Annotated in this window: 27 protein-coding genes and 1 tRNA gene; 14 read left to right on the top strand and 14 right to left on the bottom strand. The window is 51.5% G+C overall.

All coding sequences use genetic code 11. The features are described 5' to 3' along the window. A complete protein-coding gene (locus NVIE_RS14160; RefSeq protein ID WP_075055837.1) occupies positions 1-735 on the bottom strand; it encodes a chlorite dismutase family protein in 735 nt (244 codons plus the stop codon). A 52-nt stretch (positions 736-787) separates the two neighbouring features. Then, complete coding sequence (gene sufC / locus NVIE_RS14155) at positions 788-1,567, bottom strand: Fe-S cluster assembly ATPase SufC (RefSeq protein WP_075055836.1); 780 nt, start codon at positions 1,565-1,567, stop codon at positions 788-790. Between the two features lie 385 nt (positions 1,568-1,952). Here sufC and NVIE_RS14150 point away from each other — a divergent pair, with 385 nt between their 5' ends. Next, positions 1,953-2,210 (top strand): Lrp/AsnC ligand binding domain-containing protein, encoded by a 258-nt coding sequence (locus tag NVIE_RS14150; protein WP_075055835.1) that lies wholly within the window; start codon positions 1,953-1,955, stop codon positions 2,208-2,210. Between the two features lie 61 nt (positions 2,211-2,271). Here NVIE_RS14150 and NVIE_RS14145 read toward each other — a convergent pair whose 3' ends face one another. Further along, complete coding sequence (locus NVIE_RS14145; protein WP_144239781.1) at positions 2,272-2,784, bottom strand: cupredoxin domain-containing protein; 513 nt, start codon at positions 2,782-2,784, stop codon at positions 2,272-2,274. Between the two features lie 118 nt (positions 2,785-2,902). Between NVIE_RS14145 and NVIE_RS15680 the strand changes: the two genes are divergently transcribed. The 3 genes from NVIE_RS15680 (at position 2,903) to NVIE_RS14130 (ending at position 3,936) form a co-directional block, all read left to right on the top strand. Continuing rightward, positions 2,903-3,070: a hypothetical protein gene (locus NVIE_RS15680; RefSeq protein ID WP_158435258.1), complete on the top strand. Its 168-nt coding sequence runs from the start codon at positions 2,903-2,905 to the stop codon at positions 3,068-3,070. 146 nt (positions 3,071-3,216) lie between these two features. After that, the gene (locus NVIE_RS14135; RefSeq protein WP_075055832.1) at positions 3,217-3,564 is read left to right on the top strand and encodes a hypothetical protein; all 348 of its coding nucleotides are present in this window, start codon (positions 3,217-3,219) and stop codon (positions 3,562-3,564) included. A 123-nt stretch (positions 3,565-3,687) separates the two neighbouring features. After that, a complete protein-coding gene (locus NVIE_RS14130) occupies positions 3,688-3,936 on the top strand; it encodes an Lrp/AsnC ligand binding domain-containing protein (protein WP_075055831.1) in 249 nt (82 codons plus the stop codon). Here the strand turns inward: NVIE_RS14130 and NVIE_RS14125 are convergent, their stop codons facing one another. Both NVIE_RS14125 and NVIE_RS15675 read right to left on the bottom strand, forming a co-directional pair. Then, entirely contained in the window at positions 3,937-4,146 is a 210-nt protein-coding gene (locus NVIE_RS14125; RefSeq protein WP_075055830.1) for a hypothetical protein, read from the bottom strand. 2 nt (positions 4,147-4,148) lie between these two features. Then, positions 4,149-4,307, bottom strand: coding sequence for a hypothetical protein (locus tag NVIE_RS15675; protein WP_158435257.1), 159 nt, complete (start codon positions 4,305-4,307; stop codon positions 4,149-4,151). Between the two features lie 80 nt (positions 4,308-4,387). Here NVIE_RS15675 and NVIE_RS14120 point away from each other — a divergent pair. Together NVIE_RS14120 and NVIE_RS14115 are read left to right on the top strand one after the other, a co-directional pair. Then, positions 4,388-4,462 (top strand) — tRNA-Arg (locus NVIE_RS14120). 70 nt (positions 4,463-4,532) lie between these two features. Continuing rightward, entirely contained in the window at positions 4,533-5,102 is a 570-nt protein-coding gene (locus tag NVIE_RS14115) for a DUF4145 domain-containing protein (protein WP_227717560.1), read from the top strand. A 54-nt stretch (positions 5,103-5,156) separates the two neighbouring features. On the opposite strand, the gene NVIE_RS14110 is transcribed toward NVIE_RS14115, so the two are convergent. The 4 genes from NVIE_RS14110 to NVIE_RS16210 all read right to left on the bottom strand — a co-directional run bounded on the left by NVIE_RS14110 (position 5,157) and on the right by NVIE_RS16210 (position 8,581). Continuing rightward, entirely contained in the window at positions 5,157-5,423 is a 267-nt protein-coding gene (locus tag NVIE_RS14110; protein WP_075055828.1) for a ChaB family protein, read from the bottom strand. A 46-nt stretch (positions 5,424-5,469) separates the two neighbouring features. After that, positions 5,470-6,447, bottom strand: coding sequence for a 2-oxoacid:ferredoxin oxidoreductase subunit beta (locus NVIE_RS14105; protein ID WP_075055827.1), 978 nt, complete (start codon positions 6,445-6,447; stop codon positions 5,470-5,472). Then, positions 6,437-8,383: a 2-oxoacid:ferredoxin oxidoreductase subunit alpha gene (locus NVIE_RS14100; RefSeq protein ID WP_075055826.1), complete on the bottom strand. Its 1,947-nt coding sequence runs from the start codon at positions 8,381-8,383 to the stop codon at positions 6,437-6,439. The genes NVIE_RS14105 and NVIE_RS14100 overlap by 11 nt, the downstream gene beginning before the upstream one ends. Positions 8,384-8,446: 63 nt before the next feature. Continuing rightward, positions 8,447-8,581 carry a hypothetical protein gene (locus NVIE_RS16210; RefSeq protein ID WP_258914140.1) on the bottom strand — a complete coding sequence of 45 codons (135 nt, stop codon included), beginning with the start codon at positions 8,579-8,581 and terminating at the stop codon, positions 8,447-8,449. A 92-nt stretch (positions 8,582-8,673) separates the two neighbouring features. Between NVIE_RS16210 and NVIE_RS14095 the strand changes: the two genes are divergently transcribed. After that, positions 8,674-9,093 (top strand): hypothetical protein, encoded by a 420-nt coding sequence (locus tag NVIE_RS14095; RefSeq protein ID WP_075055825.1) that lies wholly within the window; start codon positions 8,674-8,676, stop codon positions 9,091-9,093. 14 nt (positions 9,094-9,107) lie between these two features. Here NVIE_RS14095 and NVIE_RS14090 read toward each other — a convergent pair whose 3' ends face one another. Continuing rightward, a complete protein-coding gene (locus NVIE_RS14090) occupies positions 9,108-11,375 on the bottom strand; it encodes an aconitate hydratase (RefSeq protein WP_075056231.1) in 2,268 nt (755 codons plus the stop codon). 127 nt (positions 11,376-11,502) lie between these two features. Here NVIE_RS14090 and NVIE_RS14085 point away from each other — a divergent pair, with 127 nt between their 5' ends. The 6 genes from NVIE_RS14085 to NVIE_RS14065 all read left to right on the top strand — a co-directional run bounded on the left by NVIE_RS14085 (position 11,503) and on the right by NVIE_RS14065 (position 15,144). Beyond that, complete coding sequence (locus NVIE_RS14085; protein WP_075055824.1) at positions 11,503-12,015, top strand: hypothetical protein; 513 nt, start codon at positions 11,503-11,505, stop codon at positions 12,013-12,015. A gap of 73 nt (positions 12,016-12,088) precedes the next feature. Next, positions 12,089-13,066, top strand: coding sequence for a pyridoxal 5'-phosphate synthase lyase subunit PdxS (pdxS, locus tag NVIE_RS14080; RefSeq protein ID WP_075055823.1), 978 nt, complete (start codon positions 12,089-12,091; stop codon positions 13,064-13,066). Beyond that, the gene (gene pdxT / locus NVIE_RS14075; RefSeq protein WP_075055822.1) at positions 13,063-13,698 is read left to right on the top strand and encodes a pyridoxal 5'-phosphate synthase glutaminase subunit PdxT; all 636 of its coding nucleotides are present in this window, start codon (positions 13,063-13,065) and stop codon (positions 13,696-13,698) included. Before pdxS ends, pdxT begins: the two co-directional genes overlap by 4 nt. Before the next feature lie 159 nt (positions 13,699-13,857). Beyond that, the gene (locus NVIE_RS15015; RefSeq protein ID WP_144239780.1) at positions 13,858-14,067 is read left to right on the top strand and encodes a hypothetical protein; all 210 of its coding nucleotides are present in this window, start codon (positions 13,858-13,860) and stop codon (positions 14,065-14,067) included. Between the two features lie 43 nt (positions 14,068-14,110). Next, positions 14,111-14,377, top strand: coding sequence for a hypothetical protein (locus NVIE_RS14070; RefSeq protein WP_075055821.1), 267 nt, complete (start codon positions 14,111-14,113; stop codon positions 14,375-14,377). 272 nt (positions 14,378-14,649) lie between these two features. Continuing rightward, entirely contained in the window at positions 14,650-15,144 is a 495-nt protein-coding gene (locus NVIE_RS14065) for a ferritin-like domain-containing protein (protein ID WP_075055820.1), read from the top strand. A gap of 19 nt (positions 15,145-15,163) precedes the next feature. Here NVIE_RS14065 and NVIE_RS14060 read toward each other — a convergent pair whose 3' ends face one another. From NVIE_RS14060 to NVIE_RS14045, 4 genes are all read right to left on the bottom strand, one after another. Continuing rightward, positions 15,164-15,379 carry a DUF5679 domain-containing protein gene (locus NVIE_RS14060; protein ID WP_075055819.1) on the bottom strand — a complete coding sequence of 72 codons (216 nt, stop codon included), beginning with the start codon at positions 15,377-15,379 and terminating at the stop codon, positions 15,164-15,166. 11 nt (positions 15,380-15,390) lie between these two features. Further along, positions 15,391-15,606 carry a hypothetical protein gene (locus tag NVIE_RS14055; RefSeq protein WP_144239779.1) on the bottom strand — a complete coding sequence of 72 codons (216 nt, stop codon included), beginning with the start codon at positions 15,604-15,606 and terminating at the stop codon, positions 15,391-15,393. 334 nt (positions 15,607-15,940) lie between these two features. Next, complete coding sequence (locus NVIE_RS14050) at positions 15,941-16,417, bottom strand: hypothetical protein (RefSeq protein ID WP_075055817.1); 477 nt, start codon at positions 16,415-16,417, stop codon at positions 15,941-15,943. Then, a complete protein-coding gene (locus NVIE_RS14045; protein WP_075055816.1) occupies positions 16,414-16,617 on the bottom strand; it encodes an AbrB/MazE/SpoVT family DNA-binding domain-containing protein in 204 nt (67 codons plus the stop codon). Before NVIE_RS14045 ends, NVIE_RS14050 begins: the two co-directional genes overlap by 4 nt. Positions 16,618-16,750: 133 nt before the next feature. On the opposite strand from NVIE_RS14045, the gene NVIE_RS14040 reads away from it, so the two are divergent. Continuing rightward, positions 16,751-17,857 carry a DDE-type integrase/transposase/recombinase gene (locus NVIE_RS14040; protein ID WP_084790930.1) on the top strand — a complete coding sequence of 369 codons (1,107 nt, stop codon included), beginning with the start codon at positions 16,751-16,753 and terminating at the stop codon, positions 17,855-17,857. Positions 17,858-17,874 lie beyond the last annotated feature (17 nt).

Genomic DNA, 17,874 nt, shown 5'->3' with positions numbered 1-17,874 from the left:
TCACCCAAGGCTTTTCAGTATGTCCTCCGGCTTTTTGTGCACGCATACTATCATCGGGGTGTCCCGGACGACGTGCCTGCTGACCTGCGTCTCGCGCAGCTGCATTATCAGCTCCTGGAACGCCGGAAGGTCCTGCGTCTCAAACGCAAGCATGAAGTCCTGGTCGTCGATTCCAAACGAGTACGTCGTGTTGAGGCGCACCTGTGGGAACTTGCGGCCCACGGCGATGTGCTCTTCCATCATCTTCTTTCGCTCTTCAAACGGCAGGAGGTACCACTCCCTTGACTTTATGAAAGGATAAACTATAACATATTTCAGCGGCTCCTCGTCTGTCATGAATCCCGGCGTCACCTTGCTTGAATACACGGACGGCCGGCTAGACGACAAAAAGACGTACGACGGAGTCACGTACTTGCCAAACACAGTGGTGTAGATTTTCGACGCAAGGATCTGGGTCTTTTCGATAGAGTCAGAGATCATCCAGACCATCATGTCTGCGTCCTCGCGCAGGCCGACCGTCGAGTAGGTGCGCACCTTCATCTTTGTGTTTGCGACTTCGATAAGGGTCGCAAACTCCTTTGCGGCCTCGTCCTTGCCGATCTCGTTGAGCCAGCGCCACTTGGGGTCGACCTTGAAGAATGTGAAATTGAGATAGTACGTTGTCGGTTGTTGCTGCTGTTGATGCGGCTGTGGTGTAGGAGAAGCAGGAGAAGAGTTGTTGTTTTCTGCCGACAATTTTCAAAAATAATTGTCGGCTTGCCTTATTTAAAACAAAGCTTGGCTTCTTTTACTTGTCGTCTTCTTCGATGCCAAGCCAGCCATAGCCCTTGGCTTCAAGCTCCTCGGACAGCTCTTTTCCGCCCGACTTTATCACCTTGCCCTTTGCCACCACGTGCACGTGGTCGAGCTTTTTCATGTAGCGCAGGATCCTTGCATAGTGCGTGATTACAAGCACGCCGGCGCCAGTGTCTATCAGCTTGTTTATCGCCTCGGCAACCGCCTTGACCGCATCGATGTCAAGCCCCGAGTCCGGCTCGTCGAGTATTGCGATGTTTGGCTTTAGAACCAGCATCTGCATGACTTCCGAGCGCTTTTTCTCTCCGCCGGAAAATCCCTCGTTGAGGTACCGGCCAAGGAAAGACGGGTCGAGGCCCACTGCGTCGAGGTTCCTCTTGACGTACTCGTGGAACTCGCGCACCGTGAGGAACACCTCGCGGTTCTGCTCCTCGCCAAGCGACTTGTTCAGCTGGTTGTAGGCGTTTCGGAGAAAGTGGCTGTAGCCGACGCCCGAAATCTCGGTCGGGTACTGGAACCCAAGGAAGAGGCCCTTTCTGGCGCGAAGATCGGTGGAAAGGTCGTTTATCAGTTCGCCCTTGACTCTTATCTCGCCCGAGTCGAGAGTGTACTTGGGGTGGCCCATTATGGCGTTTGCAAGCGTGCTCTTGCCAGAGCCGTTTGGGCCCATGATGGCGTGGACCTCGCCCTTGTCGATGCTGAGGTTCAGGCCATCGAGAATCTGTTTACCATCAATGCTAACGTGCAAGTCTTTAATTTCGAGGAATGCCATTTTTTCTGTTTCAGCTCTCCTTTATAAGGTATTTAGACTTAACGGCGTTATATTTCTAATCGTGGCCCTGTTGAATCCGCAGGGTGTTCTAAACGGTTGTTGCAAGCTGGTTGGTAATTATGATTTGAATTTCCAATCTCTGTCCGACTTTTCTCATATTGTTAGCATGGCTATTCGAGATGCCAGCAAGAATCTAGTTTCCCTATCCATGACGTTCCAGAGAAATGCAATCCCCTCATAGTTCCCATTGAGCTCTGACTTTTCAGTATACAAACAGCTCGTCAGCGTGCCTTGTTTCAAAATTTTCACCATTTCTTATAATGAAATGTCCCATTACAATCGACGCGAAGCAAATTCAGAAACTGTTTAATAATATTCTCTCGAGTTGAGAGAGATAACAATGACTCTCGCATTCATCTTTGTGAACTGTAACGTGGATGAGGGGAGCACGGCGGAGAGGAACGTAAAGAAGGTCAGGGGCGTGGTCGAGTCTCACGAGACCAGCGGTGCGTACGACATCATACTGAAGGTCAAGGCCGATACAGAGGCGGAGCTCCGGGACATAATCAAGAACATAAGAAAAGTCAGGGGCGTCGGGGCGGCCATAACAAGCATAGTATACGGAAACGATCAAGCGGATTAGACAGAACTTTTTTTAATAAAATATCGCAGAATAAAGAAGAGAGAAGAAAGAGTAGGACGGGTCACTGTACCGTTACAGTGCCTGTCATGAACGGGTGGACTATGCAAAAGTAGTTGTGCTGGCCTTCTCCCACGTCTGACGCCGGAATGCTGTAATCCTTGCCCGGATCCAAGAGGCCCGTGTCAAACAGCTTGCCATAGTCCGCGTCCTCAAAGCCCTTGCCGCTTGTTGCGCTGTGTGGCACATTGTCGTCGTTGGTCCACTTTATCAGCGCGTCTTTCGGGACAGGGGATGCATCTGGGTCGTAGTCAGGCGCACCCTGCGTGGCCGCGCCTGCAAGGATCGAGATTTTAACTATATTAGAGAACTTGGACTCGTCGACCGGTCCAGTAACATTGCCGGTGTTGTTCTTCTGGTCAGCCGATGCCGCAGAAATTGGCTTGTAGTAGGGCGAGTCGCTAAAGTCGCCCAGCTTTGGAGTCGCCTGGACGACCATCCAGTCGTACGTCAGGTAGCCGGTTATTGCGCCGAGGACAAGCAAAACAGGAAAAGCGATTGCTCCGGGTCTTGCCATTTCGTTCGCTACTTGGACAGTACCTATATTAATTTCCTTTGGAATCTCTTGCACTTTATTGCAAACGTGCTTTGGAATGACTTTTATTCCGCCGTCCTATACACGCCACTACAACAACATGGCCAAGAGCGCTGGCAAGTGCGCCGTATGCGGCGCCGACCTCACGTTCAAGTACAGGCCGATGGACGGCTGGAACGTCTCTGGCTTTATCTGTGGCACTTGCTACAGCCAGAAACTGCTTGAACACTATATCGAGCCGGACAGGCGTGGCATCACGAAGAGATAGGATTGTTTATCAGACTCTTTGAGAGTCTATCGAGGTTGACCGAAACCAAGACTATCATTACTGCTATCGTCAGGACCAAAAACAACATCAGCTTAATCAGTCACTCATACAAAGTAAAATAGGCATACGAGAAATATGCAACAGGTATGCCTTCCGAGGCAAGACTTGCAGTGGCAATAGCTGCCGGCCTGGCCGCAGGCGTATCATTCATTGCATTCGTCGCGATAATGTCAGAATCATTAGTTCTGGATGCCCGCCAGGGTACCAGTTTTATCCTCTCGGCAAACGCACTGGGCGAGGTCAAGGAATTTCTGCGGGCATATCCGGACGCCAACGCGACTGTTTATTTCGGCTACAGGTGCGGTGAGTTCTGCCCACCCCCTGTTGTAGAGTACAGCCACATGCAGGATGCCAGGTACGCGGACATCAGGGTACAGATGGATCCAGATGGTATCAAAGCAGTAGGCATACAAGTGCGATGCCTGAAGCTGTAAGACGAAAGCAACCATGTGAGCGTCTCTGGTCTGGCAATAACAGATGTCAGAGGATTCTTGCGAGACAGCCGCTGCCCAAACTAAGCAAAGCCTAAATACTAAATTCCGCTCTTTCTCAGGTATATGCCAACTGGATACATACTCGTGAACTGCACGCTTGGCTCCGAGGAAAAGATCATAAGCGAGATCTCCAAGCTTCCCGACGTCAAAGAGGTCAGGGGCACGTACGGTGTTCATGACATCTTTGTGAAGGTCAAGTCCGACAACACCGAGTCTATGAACCACGTGATCACAAACAAGATCCGCAAGATACCTGGCATCACGTCGACCGTGACCCTCGTGGTAATCGAGGAACAGGGCGGAAAGGGCTAGCTAGCCGCTCTTTAGGTTTTCCTTCTTTTTGTCTTCTGCCTTTACCCTTCTCATCTCAAAGAATATCAGAAAAGTGCACACCACCACGATTCCCCACCCGATCGCGCCTACCACGACATAGTTGTTGTATATCGGGATGAACAGGGCGGCGGTCGCGACTGCGGCGCCGGCCCACCAGATAACCAGCAGCACTGCAAGGTAGCGGTTCATGCTTAGCCCCTCACGTCCTCGTCAAAGCCCTTGAACGACTTTAACACCTTGCCGCAGCGCCGGCAGCGGCAGTATTCCACAAAGTCAAAGTCGTCGTACTTTCTGTACGCAAACGATTCCTCGTGGTCGCAGAACAGCTGGCGCAGTCCGAGCAATGCCAATGCACTGTTGGCGCTGCCCGCTTCATTACCATTTCGATCGATCAGAATTGTTATAGAGGGTGTCCTGCTATGGCAGTCAGGGGCCCGTAGCGTAGTCAGGATATCGCGGCGGTCTTCGGAACCGCAGGCCGTGGGATCGAAGCCCTCCGGGCCCGTTTTAAATTAACGAGAATTTCTGAAACCACAAACATTAAGAAATTAGACTTCATTAACGATTGTTTGAAGATGAGCAAGGAGAAACGACCTGGACTTAAGAAGTATGACGATCGTTTGCCATCATACATTAATGTTGATAGATTAAGACGCGAGCTGGAGAAATTTGATAAGAAAACATTTGATGATAGAATACAAAAAATGGTACAACTTAACCTCATTTTAGGAGAAGAACGTTATATGATGACAGAGTCACTTGCAGTATATTATTTTCAAGAGGCTAAAACATGCTTTATCTTTTCACAATTTGCAGCATCAATAATAATGTGTCAGTTGGTCTGCGAAGAGATGATTAAATCTGTATACAGATCCAGTGGAAATACAAAGATTGTTAACGATTTTAATTTTGCACAATTGATAGACAAGGCAACGGAAGATCAGATAATTCCTCCTCAATTTGCCAAAAGGCTGCATGATATGAGAAAGTTTAGAAACATAATAGAGCATTCTAAAGATTATTCTGACGAACAAATGAGATTATTCTTAGGAAATTACTACGGCATAGCTTTGCAACTCAAGGCAAAGGCAATAGAATCCATGGAATTAGCAGTAATGCTCATGAATTCCTTGAGTTTCGGGTAGCTGCTAACACCCACCATACATTGTATAGATTTAGTTTGTCTTAGGTTTCGCTTATTACTTCTTTGATGACTTTTTGCTGCGGCGGCTGCTACTGCCCTTGCTTACCCACTTGTCGCCGCTTTTCTTGTACTTTTTCTTGACCGCGCTCCACGCGACCTTTTGGGCCACCCCTTCTGCAGTGTCGCTCTTGCTGCGCCTCTTGTTCGGGTTCTTGTATTGCTTCAGGGCGCTGTCGTGCGCCTTTTTAAAAGTGCGCTGGGCTTTTTCCGGGAGAGTGTCTATCTGCTTTTTTGTCCTCTCGGACAGTTTGCCTCTTGGCATATCTGTGTGTACATTTGCGAGAAATAATATTAAAGAGGTTCCTTAATCAAAAGTTTTCCCTGTCCAGCCGGTAGTCGTCCAGCAATTTCTCAATGTTTGTGATCGTCTTGCCCGACAGGTCTGCTATCTCTTGCTTTGCCGGCGGGCTTTCGACGTAGTTTGGTATCCTTGCGCTTATCCTTTCCTGGAACGTGGGTATGTGCTCGTTCTGGTAGAACACGCCGATCGGGATCTTGTCTCCCCACTCGTTTGCCTTTTCAATAACCTTGCCCATCTTTTCATTTATCTCTGCCGGGTCGCGGACTATGCCGTCATAGCCTGTTTCTTCCAGCTTGTAGATGCGAGGCATCACCTTCTTTGTAACTGGGTCGATGTTGTTGCTGCCAGAGAACCATTCCTTGGTGTTGATGTCGTTGTACGTCGGGCATGGCTGAAGGACATCCACGAACGCAAGCCCCTTGTGCTCCACCGCCTTTCTTATCAGGTCCTTCAGGTGGCGCACGTCGTACGAGTAGCCCCGCGCGATGAAGGTAAAGCCGGCGACAAGCGCAAGCGCTATCGGGTTGACAGAGTTGTTGACGTTTGGCTGCGGCAATGATTTTGTCTTCATGCCTAGTTTCAGGGTCGGCGACGCCTGCCCCTTTGTCAGCCCGTAGACGGCGTTGTTGAATATGATGTAGGTCATGTCCACGTTGCGCCTGCCCGCGCTCACAAAATGCCCGGCGCCGATGCCAAGCCCGTCACCGTCGCCTCCTACCGCAATAACCTCAAGGCCAGGGTTTGACAGCTTGGCGCCCTGCGCAAAGGGCATCACCCTGCCGTGCAGCGTGTGGATGCCGTACGTCCGGATAAAGTGCGGCGTCTTGCCCGAGCAGCCGACGCCGGAAAATATCGTGGCCTTGTGCGGCGGCACCTGCATGTCTGCAAGCGCCATCTGGATGGCGTTCAGTATTCCAAAGTCGCCGCAGCCCGGGCACCAGTCGTTGTGGACGTCTGTCTTGTAGTCTGCCAGCTTAAGTGCCATTTTTCAACACCTGCCTCCTTGGAGCCTTGCCGCTGGTTATTCTCTTTACGGCGTTATAAACTTCCTCAAGCGACATCGGCCGGCCGTTGTACTTGACGACGAGGTGGCCCGGCTCTATGCCCGTATGCTGCTTGACTAGCGCGCCCAGCTGCGACGTATAGTTCATCTCAATATCGACAACCACTTTTGCATTTCCTATCATCGACTTGACCAGGTCTGCCGGGAACGGGTTTAGCAGGCGCACCTGCACGAACTTTGTCCTTATCCCTTCTTCAGCCAGCTTTTCCATTACGTCAAGCACCACGCCCTTTGTCGAGCCCCAGCCGATTATCGCTATTTCTGCGTCTTTTTCGCCGTACATCATGGCCTTGTCCTCGTCAGGTATCTCTTTCAGGGCGATCTCCAGCTTGCCCATCCTCTTTTCCACCATCCTGCTGCGCACCTCCGGGTCCTCGGTGATGTGGCCCTCCTCGGTGTGCTCATCGCCGGTGTTCCAGAAAATCGCGCCTTCCGTGCCAAGAGGAATCCTCGGGCTTATCGGGTTGTCGGAAAGCTTGAAGCGCAAATAGTTGCCGGCCGCGCCCCTCTCTGCGTCCGTTATCTTTGTCGCTATTGCGCCCCTCTCTATCTTTACCCGGGCAGGGTCAAAGGCGGGGCACGTGGTGATGCTGTTTGCTATTGCCTTGTCCAGCATGTGGATGACGGGCAGCTGGTACTTTTCTGCAAGGTTGAACGCCTTGACCGTGTCGTAAAAGCTCTCCTCGATGTCTCCTGACGCAAGGACGATCCTTGGAAATTCGCCGTGGCCGGCGTGGATTGCAAACTGCAGGTCTCCCTGCTCGTGCCTCGTGGGGAGGCCGGTGGACGGGCCTGCGCGCTGGTACAGCGAGACGACGACGGGTACCTCGTTGATGCCGGCCCAGCCCATCGCCTCTGCCATCAGCGAAAAGCCGGGGCCAGAGGTCGCAGTGGCAGACCTTGCGCCTGCAAGCGCGCCCCCTATGGCCATAGTGATTGCGGCAATCTCGTCCTCGGTCTGGACCACCACCGTGGATCCTTTCTTGCCCGAGTCGTAAAGCTCGAGGACTTCATTTGATTCGAGAAACTCGCTGTCGTCTGACGCAGGCGTGATTGGGTAGTATGTCTGGAACCGGCAGCCTGCCACCATCTTGCCCAGGGCAGACGACTGGCTGCCCTGCACGGCAATGATGCCGGGCTCCGGCGCCCGGGTAGTAAGCCGGTAGTTAAAGCCGTCCCTTGCAAACTTGCTCTTTGCGTATTCATAGATGTGGTACGCGGCCTTGACGTTGAGCTCTGCCACGCGCTGCTTGGCGTGAAAGATGTGCTTTATTCCCCTTGCAAGGATCTCGATGTCAAATTCCAAAAGCGCCATCGACGCGGCAAGGGCCATCACGTTTGTCATCCTTGCCAGCTTGCTAAGCGACGGGTCGTTCATCTTCTGCGCAAAGTCTTCCAGTAGCTTGAAGTATGGCAGTGGGTAAAGTGTCACGCCGCGTTTTTTTGCGTGCTCTAGCGCACCCTGCACGGTCAGCTCCAGGCCTGCCTTTTCAAGCGTGCCCTGGATGCGGGCCGCAGCATAGTCGTCAACCGTTGGCACCTCGCTCAGTTTAGTCTCGGCGGCGTCTGAATCGTAGAATATTGCGCCGCCGGGAGTCACCTCGTCAAAGTGGCGGAAGACCGTCTCGGCATCAAACGACACCAGTATGTTTATCTCGTCAACCGGCGACCTGATGCGCTTTTCTGCCACGCGCACGGTAAAGTAGCTGTGCTCGCCCTTGATGTTGGAATAGTATTCGCGCTTGCCAAACACGTGGAGGCCCCCCACTGCGCAGGCGCGTGAGAAAATGTTTGCCGCAGAGTCGACGCCGCTTCCCTGGGCTCCGCCGATTACCCAGCTGAGCGAGTTTACTATCATTGCATGAAAATCTGCCCAATGCTTGCTTTTAATGGTTTACAGGTTTTTTATTATAATCACAGGTCAGCCGCCTGTCGCGGCGTCAAGCAGGCAGCAGTCGCAGGTGTCCTTTTTGCCGCAATACGGGCATGCGCACATGCACGCGTCGATGGGGTTGCCACAGTTGTCACACCTGACAACTTCCTCGCTTGCCGTCACTACTGCCTCAACGTGTCCAAAGTTATTATACTTTGTCGCGTTTGGATAAAAACTAAAGTATAGTGTTTCTTGTTTTGTAAGGCACGACGATTATGATGATAGCGCGGCTCAAGGCTACCGCGGCTGTCGCTGCGGCAGCAGTTGTTGCTACAGCAGGAATCATTGTCGTTGCATTCGGAGACATCCCGTACCGCATGCAGGATGGCAAGATTATCAGCATCGCAGGACAGGTGGTGTGCCTCCCGCACAAACAAGGCCTTTTTGGTGGTGCAACTACTGCAGAATGTACCCCAGGATTCAAAGGCTCTGGCGGCAGGCATTATGCGCTGAGCAACATCGAACAACTTTCAGGGGACGAGCCGACACTCTTAAGATCGGAATTCACAAACGCGCAATTCCGGATTTCAGGAGTGTTTTCCTACGGAGCCACCGAACAGTACCGCATCTATGACATAGCAGGAACGATAAAAATCGACTCGGTCCTCCCCATTTCGCCGACTGACAAGCCGTAAAAAAATGGCTTGTGTTATTTTGACTGCATCAGGTTGAGGGCAGAGCCGGCCTTGAACCACTCGATCTGGGCAGAATTGTACGAGTGCTTTAGCTCTATTTCTTCGGTCCTGCCGTCTGCATGGCAGATGATGCATTTTACTGGCTTGCCTGCCTGCATGTCATTCAGGCCGACGATGCTCAGCCGGTCGTCTTCGAGTATCTTGTCATAGTCGACAGGATTGGCAAACGTGAGCGCAAGGACGCCCTGCTTTTTCAGGTTGGTCTCGTGTATCCTTGCAAACGACCTTACGATTACTGCCGCGCAGTTCAGGTAGCGCGGCGTCATGGCCGCGTGCTCCCTGCTGGAACCCTCGCCATAGTTGCTGTCGCCTACTATGATCCACTTGATCCCTTTTGCCTTGTACTCGCGTGCAACGTGCGGGAACGGCTCTACCTGGCCGCTCAGCTGGTTCTTGCCGTTTCCAACCTGGCCGTTGTAAGCGTTGACCGCGCCAAGGAGGAGGTTGTCGCTTATCCTGTCAAGGTGCCCCCGGTATGTCAGCCAGGCGCCCGCAGGCGATATGTGGTCGGTGGTGGTCTTGCCCTTGGTCTTGGCAAGCACCGGCAGCTTTTCAAAATCCCTGCCGTCCCACGGCGCAAACGGCGCAAGCTGTTGCAGCCTGTCGCTTTTTGGGTCGATGACCACTTGTACGCTGTCAGGGTCTGCCGCCGGCGCCACGTAGACGTCCCTGGAGTTCTGAAAGCCGTTCTCTGGGACCTCCGGGGCCTGCCCTGGCGGATGCAGCTTGAATTTTGTGCCGTCAGGCGCCGTCAGTTCGTCGGTTATCGGGTTGAAAGACAGCCTGCCTGCAAGCGCAAGCGCAATGACTAATTCTGGACTGCCGATAAAGTTCATCGTCTCCCGCCTGCCGTCGTTTCTGCCGGGAAAGTTGCGGTTGTACGACGTGACGATTGTGTTTGGCTCGCCCTTTTTGAGCTCCGGCCGGCTCCACTGGCCGATGCACGGGCCGCAGGCGTTTGCAAGCACGTTTGCGCCAATGTCCTGCAACACCTTCATCTGGCCGTCGCGCTCTATGGTCGCGCGGATCATCTCTGATCCGGGCGTCACCTGCAGCGACACTGGCGTTTTCATCCCGTGCTCCTTTGCCTGCTTTGCAATGTCGGCAGCGCGTGACATGTCCTCGTACGAAGAGTTGGTGCAGCTTCCAATCAGCGCGACAGAGATGCTGTCAAGGTAGTTGTTCTTTTTCACGTCCTGCGCCATCTGGGATATCGGCCTTGCGAGGTCGGGCGTGTGCGGACCCACGATGTGCGGCTCCAGCTTTGACAAGTCGATTTCTATCACTTGGTCAAAGTATTTTGCGGGGTCCCTTTCGACCTCCGGGTCCTCTGTCAACAGCGCCCTGTGCTTGTTTGCAAGGTCGGCTAGTGCGCCACGGTTTGTGGCGCGAAGGTACGTCTCCATGCGCTCGTCGTACGCAAACACCGAGCAAGTGGCGCCGATCTCTGCGCCCATGTTGGTTATCGTCGCCTTGCCCGTGCAGCTGATGGACCTTGCTCCGGGCCCGAAATACTCGATTATCGCGTTCGTGCCGCCTGACACCGTCAATTTTGATGCGACGTACAGTATGATGTCCTTTGGCGCGGCCCAGCCGTTCAGCTCGCCTTTCAGGTACACGCCGATGCGCTTTGGGTACAGCAGTTCCCACGGCATGCCTGCCATCACCTCCGCCGCATCGAGGCCGCCGACCCCTATTGCGACCATGCCAAGGCCGCCGGCGTTTGGCGTGTGCGAGTCGGTCCCTATCATGAGGCCGCCGGGAAACGCATAGTTCTCAAGCACGACCTGGTGGATGATGCCGGCGCCCGGCTTCCAAAAGCCGATGCCGTATTTCCTGCACGCAGATTCTAGGAACTGGAACACTTCGTTGTTCTGGATGATTGCAAACCTCGTGTCTGTGGCGCTGTCGACCTTGGCCTGGATGAGGTGGTCGCAGTGCACAGTAGTTGGAAGTTTTACGCGCTTCAAGCCTGCCTGCGCAAACTGGAGAATTGTCATCTGGCCGGTGACGTCCTGCAGCGCCACCCTGTCAGGGTTCAGGAAAACATAGCTCTTGCCCCTCTCTGGTTCATAGACATCGCTGCCGTCAAGGTGACCCACCAGGATTTTCTCGGCAAGCGTGAGCGGCCTGTTGTTGGTTATTTTACGGAATTTTGCAACATTTGCTTCAAGCTTGTCGTACACCCGGCTGACAAGCTCGGGCGTCGTCTCTATCTTCACTGCCTCTTCTGACAACAAGTGTGTGTGCTACCAATAGAAAACCGGCAATTTTGGCTATATCTCTTTTGCGTCCCCAGCATCGTTTAATTTATTACAAAGCCAGCATGCTATTGAAAAGCAGTAGCCGTTGGTCAACAAGTTCGTCTTTGCCATCGCAGGCATTGTCATAGTGATGGCGGTGCTGATTGCCATACCAAACATCAGCCAGCAGCCTGCAGCGCAGGACATCACCATCGAGTACAACAGGCAGCACCTGACAAAGACAGAGGGAGGCGGCCTGCTCGTCACAACGCAGCTAGAAACGCTGACCATAGACAAGGACGGCTCTGCCACGTACACAAACACTGACCCGCGCCAAAAGAACATGCCGGTGCCACAGCGGTTTTCGCTCAACAGGGACGAGTTTACCAGGATAAAGGGGCTGGTGCTTGAAACGGGCTTTATGGACATACCAAAGACCGACTATCCCCAGTCGCAAAACGCAAGCAACAACTTTGTCAGCTACACGCTTTCAGTAAAAACCCCGGACAGGCAAAAGACGATCAGCTGGGTCGAGCCGGACGCGTACGACGGCACGATCCCGTCGCTAATAACACAAGTAGGCACCCAGCTTGACGGAATAATCGCAAGCAAGACGTAAAAAACAACTAGCACTGGCTAGCTAAAACAATATCTATATAACGCATTTTAGCGAATTGCAGTCGTAATAAAATATGACCATTTCGCTTGTCGCAAGCGAGCCGGGCGCAAAGGGCATCAAGGTGGTCGATGCCGCCGGCGAGAGCGCCAAGGCGGTTCGCGGCACCACCCTTCTAAAGCGCGGCTTTGCACACATGCAAAAGCACGGCGTAGTCATGGACGTGACGAGCGTCGAGCAGGCGCAGATAGCAGAAGAAGCTGGCGCGGTCGCGGTTATGGTGCTTGACAAGCTGCCGTACGACGTGAGAAAGGCAGGAGGCGTCGCAAGGACGGCAAGCATCAAGGTAATTGAGGAGATAATGGACGCAGTCACGATCCCGATAATGGCCAAGTGCAGGATCGGCCACATCGACGAGGCAAAGGTGCTAGAAGTCACGGGTGTCGACATGATTGACGAAAGCGAAGTATTGACGCCGGCAGACGAGGAGCGCCACATCTGGAAGTGGGATTTTACCACCCCGTTTGTAAACGGCGGCAAGAACCTCGGCGAGGCCCTGCGCAGGATTGAAGAGGGCGCGGCCATGATACGCACAAAGGGTGAGCCGGGCACCGGCAACGTGGCGGAGGCAGTCACGCACATACGCATGGTAAACAACGAGATCCGCAGGATAAGGTCGCACTACCTCGACGACGACAAGCAAGAATTGATGAAGGCGGCGCGCGAGCTAAAGGTGTCGTTTGCCATAGTCGAAGAGACGGCAAGGCTCGGCAGGCTCCCCGTCGTGAACTTTGCGGCAGGCGGAATAACGACTCCGGCTGACGCGGCGTTTCTGATGAACCTTGGATGCGACGGCGTGTTTGTAGGATCAGGAATATTCAAGTCGGACGACCCGGCTCAGCGCGCACGCGCAGTAGTGCTTGCAACGACGTTCTACGACGACGCCAAGATAGTCAAGGAGGCGCAAAAGATGGTCGACGAGAAAAAGTCGCTGCTTGGCCTTGACACGAAGAATCTAGAGCTTCGCATGCAGGAGAGGGGGCAGTCGGCTTGAGCAAGAATAATAATGTCACGATAGGCGTCCTTGGCTTTCAGGGCGACATCGAGGAAAACGTCGCTGCAACCAGGCAGGCGCTTGATGAATTAAAGATAGACGGCAAGATACAGCTTGTAAGGTACGCCGAAGACGTGGAGAAAATCGACGCGCTGATACTGCCTGGAGGAGAGAGCACGGTGCAGAGCTCGCTTGCGGCAATCCAGCGCTCGCTTCCGGCGCTGAAAAAGCGCATTGCAGAAGGCATGCCAGTGCTCGGCACGTGCGCGGGCATGATAATGCTGTCCAAGAGGGCGTTTGATCACGTCGTTGGCGAGACCAAGCAGAAAACGATTGGCAATCTCGACATCGTGATAGAGCGCAACGCGTTTGGCAGGCAGAACGACTCTTTTGAGACGGACCTGAAAATGGACATGCTCGGCAAGGACGCGTTCAGGGGCGTCTTTATCAGGGCGCCGGCCGTAAGCGAGGTCGGCAAGGACGTCGAAGTAATCGCAAGGCACGCAGGCAAGATAGTCGCGGTGAAGCAAAAGAACATCATCGGCACCTCGTTCCATCCCGAGCTTGCAGGCGACGCAAGGATGCACAAGCAGATAGTCAAGATGGCCGTCGAGTTCAAGCGCGGCAAGTAAAAAAAAGTCTCGTTGTAAATCTTGTATGCACAAAATGCGGATTAGGGTAAAAAATACTAGGTTAGCTGGCCCGACCAAGAGCATCGCGGCAGAAGAATAACAACAACACTACCACCATCAAGACCGTTTAAATATTAGGCTGGCCTAACTGCGGCCCGCATGAACAATAAAGAGTCGAGCACCAGAACAAGATCTTCTTCTTCCTCCTCCCTTTTGAAAAATGAGGAACAGCCGCAGGATTCCGACGTAACCATATTCATTTGCGAAAACACCAACGGAATACTGGACCCCATGGAACAGATGACGTACGCGCTAAACGAGACCCAGATCAGGTACGGATCGGTCGTCGTGCTCAAAAACGCGCCATAGAGACGTGTGCAGTGCTAGCAACTTGGAGGCATGAAATAAGCACATGGCGTCAAAGCACATCATTCAGGAGGACAAGGCAGACGAGGTCAAGGCATTGATTGCAAGATACGTCCTCTTGAAAATCGAGCAAAAAAAGATAGAAGCAAAATTGAGCGAGATTACCCGTTTTTACGACGAGGAGTCGCTCAGGACGATATTTGAGCCAATCGGCGATTCTATGATGGGAATAATCGGGCTGGAACTGCCAAGAAAGAAGGAAAACCCTGCTGCCTCTGCCGATGTAGAGCAAAAAGGTTCGCAGCAGCAGTAAGAGACCCGTATTCGTACACAAAAGCGCCATATCAACGCCAGATAGACCCGCAAAGGGCTGACTTTGCGCAACACTTTTTTTCATTATTCTTTATACTGCACGTAAAAGTCTCGGCCATCAACCAAGACAATTTTCTCAACAATTTGAAACAAGAACCATATTTTGCGATCAATAAACTTCTTAGTTAACACTAATATATAATAAGAATTCGTTAGGACAGCCTAATTTTGTGTAAAATTGTTAAATACGAGAAAGTTTACTGAATTAATGTCATGGGCAAGAAGGCATTAGAAATTGCAGGACCGGGCGTAGACGGAACAATCGCCATGCTCCACAAGGCATACGCGTTTGAAATGTCGACCTTTCACTACTTTCAGTACGTGGCCAACAACATTGAAGGCCTTGGAGTCCTGCACGAGAACTTTTTCGAAGATAGGGCAAAGGAAGAGCTGGGACATGCGCAAGAAGTCAACGAAAGGCTGATGGAACTGGGGACAAACCCCACGGACGATCCTGCAAGGTGGGAGCAGGAAAGCGGGGTAGGCAAGCTGGAGCCAAAGAGGTACCTTTCTCTGAGAAGCGCAGTCGAAAAAGCGCTTGAATTTGAACGGGCGGCAATCGGGTTGTACAACGACTTGGCAAACGCCACAAAAGACAAGGATCACGGGACGTACGAGCTTGCGCTAGAGCTGTTGAAGGACGAGCTGGAAGACGAGCAGACTATGGAAGATATACTGGCGAGGCTCGAAATACAGGATAAAAAGTAAAAGGGTGCTGCTACTGCTACTACTTCTTTAGCAGGCCCTTTCTCTTCTTTTTTCTTTTTACCACGAAAACGCTATTTCTAGGCAACAGCTTTGCCTTCAGGAGCTTTGTGCCGCATGCAGGGCATTGACCTTCAATAACGGCCCTTTTGTTTGCAAGCCTTAGATACTTGCCATCAACAATGTCGACGTTTTGTTTGCAATTTGTGCAGTACGTCTGCCTTGCGACCATCGTCATGCCTTTTTCTGTTACCTGCCGTGATGATGGCCATGATGGCGTTTCTTGTTTTCCTTGTTCCCTTTTTCTTCTTCTTTCTTTTCGCGCTTGTCGTATTCCCTGTTTTTGAATTCAAGTTCGCCCAGCTTGAACCCCAATTCTTTTGCGTGCTTCGTTATTTCTGAAACGTTCTTCAGGACGATCGATTCGTCTTCTTCGTCGATGTACATTTCTAGTTCTACTTTCACGACAGGACGCAAGCTCATTTTCTGATATTTATTTCATCATGAAGAGAAGCCGACTTTATGCATGAACATGCGTAAACCTGCCACAATAAAAGAACTAACAGCAGCAGAATCTACAACTACGCTGGTTCTGTTGAATCTTCGGGTGTTGGAATTGGGTGTTGAATTTTGGGTGGGCGGGAACCAGCGATACCATCTTTTTCCATCAAATGCGTAAACCTTGTTGTCATTGGTATCAAATCGCGCCTCGACTAGCTTCTTTGTAAAACAGATATGATCTTTCAATTCCTCGTAGATTAAAGGCGCGTTGCAGCTTGAACATCGTACGATATTATTTTCATTCATTTTCATCAGCGTTCCCCTCTGATTCTAAATCCTCTTTTCTGAGACCCGCGATAGCCGTCAAATCGTTAAACTTGTCAGCTAGTCCGCGAATCTGCTGATTAGCCAAGTCCTTGTAGGTGTCAAAATAGATGGAGCCTAGTTCCTTGTCAAATTCCCAGTATGCTTGCGTAACCCTCTCGTCGGTGTCGTGCTTTGACCTTTCGATTTTAATCGCATAGTGTTCTAATTGGCCGAGCTTGTACGTTTCTGTAGCCATGTGTTTGAGAATACTCCTAGGCAAAACGACCTCATACTTCAGTAAGGCAACGCTCTTGTTATTTGCGATGCCCGAACCATCTTCCTCGATCTCGATCTCTTCTGTATAGAATATGATCCTGCATGTATCCAGCCCGAAATGAACGATAGCTCCGTCTGCGTAAACTGTAGCGAAATTGACAGCCTTTCTATATTCACGCTTGGCCTCGGTCAAGAAACCTCGTCCTCTTTTATTGTTGGCTCAACGATGCCCTTGTCTTGTGGAGCAATCGGAATGTAGATGCCGTCATCGCGTACAATCAGATCAACCTTGTCGCCCTTTTTCAAGCCAAATCCTTCCAGTACTGGCTTTGGAACCACTATGACAGAACTGCTACCCACTGAGGTAACAGTCACGGTATATTTCACTGGCATATACAGCACTTAGTATGCAGACTATAATATATGTATTATGATACAACATAATCTTTATATTAATCATAGTATGATAATACTAATGACCATACTAATGCAACCACAAAAATCCGCATACGATTCGCAAGCACGGATGAAGAGAGGGCTGGAGCTGCTTGAAAGCAATAGCAAGAATATAGTCGAAAACCAAGACGGGAGCTTTCAGGTGCCTTCTCAGATGGGCTCCATGAGCTATGAAGTCAGGCTCATAGGCCAAAGCTGGGTCTGTACCTGCCCCGATTTTGAATACCGACAGGTGGAAGCCTGCAAACATATTTTCGCTGTACGCATGATGATAGCCACAAAGACGTACCTGCGCGACGAACCAAAGCCGAAAGTGTTTGCGGAAGATGCTATTCCATGCGATCGCTGCGGTTCCATCCGTACAATCAGGTACGGCCAGTCAAGCGGCAAACAGGTTTTCAAGTGCAAGGACTGCCAACACAAATTCACCGAGCCATCATTGCTCAAGAAAGCGAAATTCAGTCCAGAGCTAGTAACCCTGACTCTGGACTTGTACTTTTCGGGGCTATCACTAAGAAAGATTGCACGCAACCTGTCTGACCACTTTAGAATCGACATAAACTATTCCACAATCTACACTTGGATTCAGAAGTACATCCCGATAATAACAGAGTACGTAAACAGCCTAGCGCCTCAATTATCAACGACATGGCACGCTGACGAGGTTTTCATAAGGACAAGAGACGGAAATGTTATGCAGCACGGGTACAGCATGGGCTTTCTCTGGAACATCATGGACAGGGAAACGCGCTTTTTGATAGCGTCAAAGCTGACCGAGAAAAGAGATGTGGTTGCTGCAATAGATGCCTTCAAAGAAGCTGCCAAGAACGCTCACGGCATAACGCCTGAGAAGGTGCATACTGACGCGCTAAGGCACTATCATTCAGGCGTGAAGGTGTTTCCAAACGCAGAGCGCGTACAGAGCGGCATACGGAAAAAGACTGCCAACAATAACAGGATTGAAAGGATGAATGGCACTGTACGGGAAAGGACAAAGGTACTGCGTGGCCTAAAGACGGTTGAAACGCCGATTATTGACGGGCAGAGAATACAGTACAATTTCGTAAAGCCACATATAGCACTAGACGGAAAAACGCCGGGACAGGTCGCGGGTCTAGATGTCAATGGATGGAAAGAACTGTTGGGAAGAGCCGTGAGAGGTTCAAACGGTTTATGATGTAAAGGAGACGAAAT

The organism is Nitrososphaera viennensis EN76, assembly GCF_000698785.1.
Taxonomy (GTDB): Archaea; Thermoproteota; Nitrososphaeria; order Nitrososphaerales; family Nitrososphaeraceae; genus Nitrososphaera; species Nitrososphaera viennensis.
This window is presented reverse-complemented; position numbering and strand designations above follow the sequence as displayed.

Excerpts from the sequence above, each read along its gene's own strand:
- NVIE_RS14130 (WP_075055831.1), top strand. The coding sequence starts at position 3,688 with ATGCCAACTGGATACATACTCGTGAACTGCACGCTTGGCTCCGAGGAA.
- NVIE_RS14125 (WP_075055830.1), bottom strand. The coding sequence starts at position 4,146 with ATGAACCGCTACCTTGCAGTGCTGCTGGTTATCTGGTGGGCCGGCGCC.
- pdxS (WP_075055823.1), top strand. The coding sequence starts at position 12,089 with ATGACCATTTCGCTTGTCGCAAGCGAGCCGGGCGCAAAGGGCATCAAG.
- NVIE_RS14095 (WP_075055825.1), top strand. The coding sequence starts at position 8,674 with ATGATGATAGCGCGGCTCAAGGCTACCGCGGCTGTCGCTGCGGCAGCA.
- sufC (WP_075055836.1), bottom strand. The coding sequence starts at position 1,567 with ATGGCATTCCTCGAAATTAAAGACTTGCACGTTAGCATTGATGGTAAA.
- NVIE_RS14105 (WP_075055827.1), bottom strand. The coding sequence starts at position 6,447 with ATGGCACTTAAGCTGGCAGACTACAAGACAGACGTCCACAACGACTGG.
- NVIE_RS14040 (WP_084790930.1), top strand. The coding sequence starts at position 16,751 with ATGAAGAGAGGGCTGGAGCTGCTTGAAAGCAATAGCAAGAATATAGTC.
- NVIE_RS15680 (WP_158435258.1), top strand. The coding sequence starts at position 2,903 with ATGGCCAAGAGCGCTGGCAAGTGCGCCGTATGCGGCGCCGACCTCACG.
- NVIE_RS14065 (WP_075055820.1), top strand. The coding sequence starts at position 14,650 with ATGGGCAAGAAGGCATTAGAAATTGCAGGACCGGGCGTAGACGGAACA.
- NVIE_RS14060 (WP_075055819.1), bottom strand. The coding sequence starts at position 15,379 with ATGACGATGGTCGCAAGGCAGACGTACTGCACAAATTGCAAACAAAAC.
- NVIE_RS14115 (WP_227717560.1), top strand. The coding sequence starts at position 4,533 with ATGAGCAAGGAGAAACGACCTGGACTTAAGAAGTATGACGATCGTTTG.
- NVIE_RS14110 (WP_075055828.1), bottom strand. The coding sequence starts at position 5,423 with ATGCCAAGAGGCAAACTGTCCGAGAGGACAAAAAAGCAGATAGACACT.
- NVIE_RS14135 (WP_075055832.1), top strand. The coding sequence starts at position 3,217 with ATGCCTTCCGAGGCAAGACTTGCAGTGGCAATAGCTGCCGGCCTGGCC.
- NVIE_RS14145 (WP_144239781.1), bottom strand. The coding sequence starts at position 2,784 with ATGGCAAGACCCGGAGCAATCGCTTTTCCTGTTTTGCTTGTCCTCGGC.
- NVIE_RS14070 (WP_075055821.1), top strand. The coding sequence starts at position 14,111 with ATGGCGTCAAAGCACATCATTCAGGAGGACAAGGCAGACGAGGTCAAG.
- NVIE_RS15015 (WP_144239780.1), top strand. The coding sequence starts at position 13,858 with ATGAACAATAAAGAGTCGAGCACCAGAACAAGATCTTCTTCTTCCTCC.
- NVIE_RS14045 (WP_075055816.1), bottom strand. The coding sequence starts at position 16,617 with ATGCCAGTGAAATATACCGTGACTGTTACCTCAGTGGGTAGCAGTTCT.
- NVIE_RS14100 (WP_075055826.1), bottom strand. The coding sequence starts at position 8,383 with ATGATAGTAAACTCGCTCAGCTGGGTAATCGGCGGAGCCCAGGGAAGC.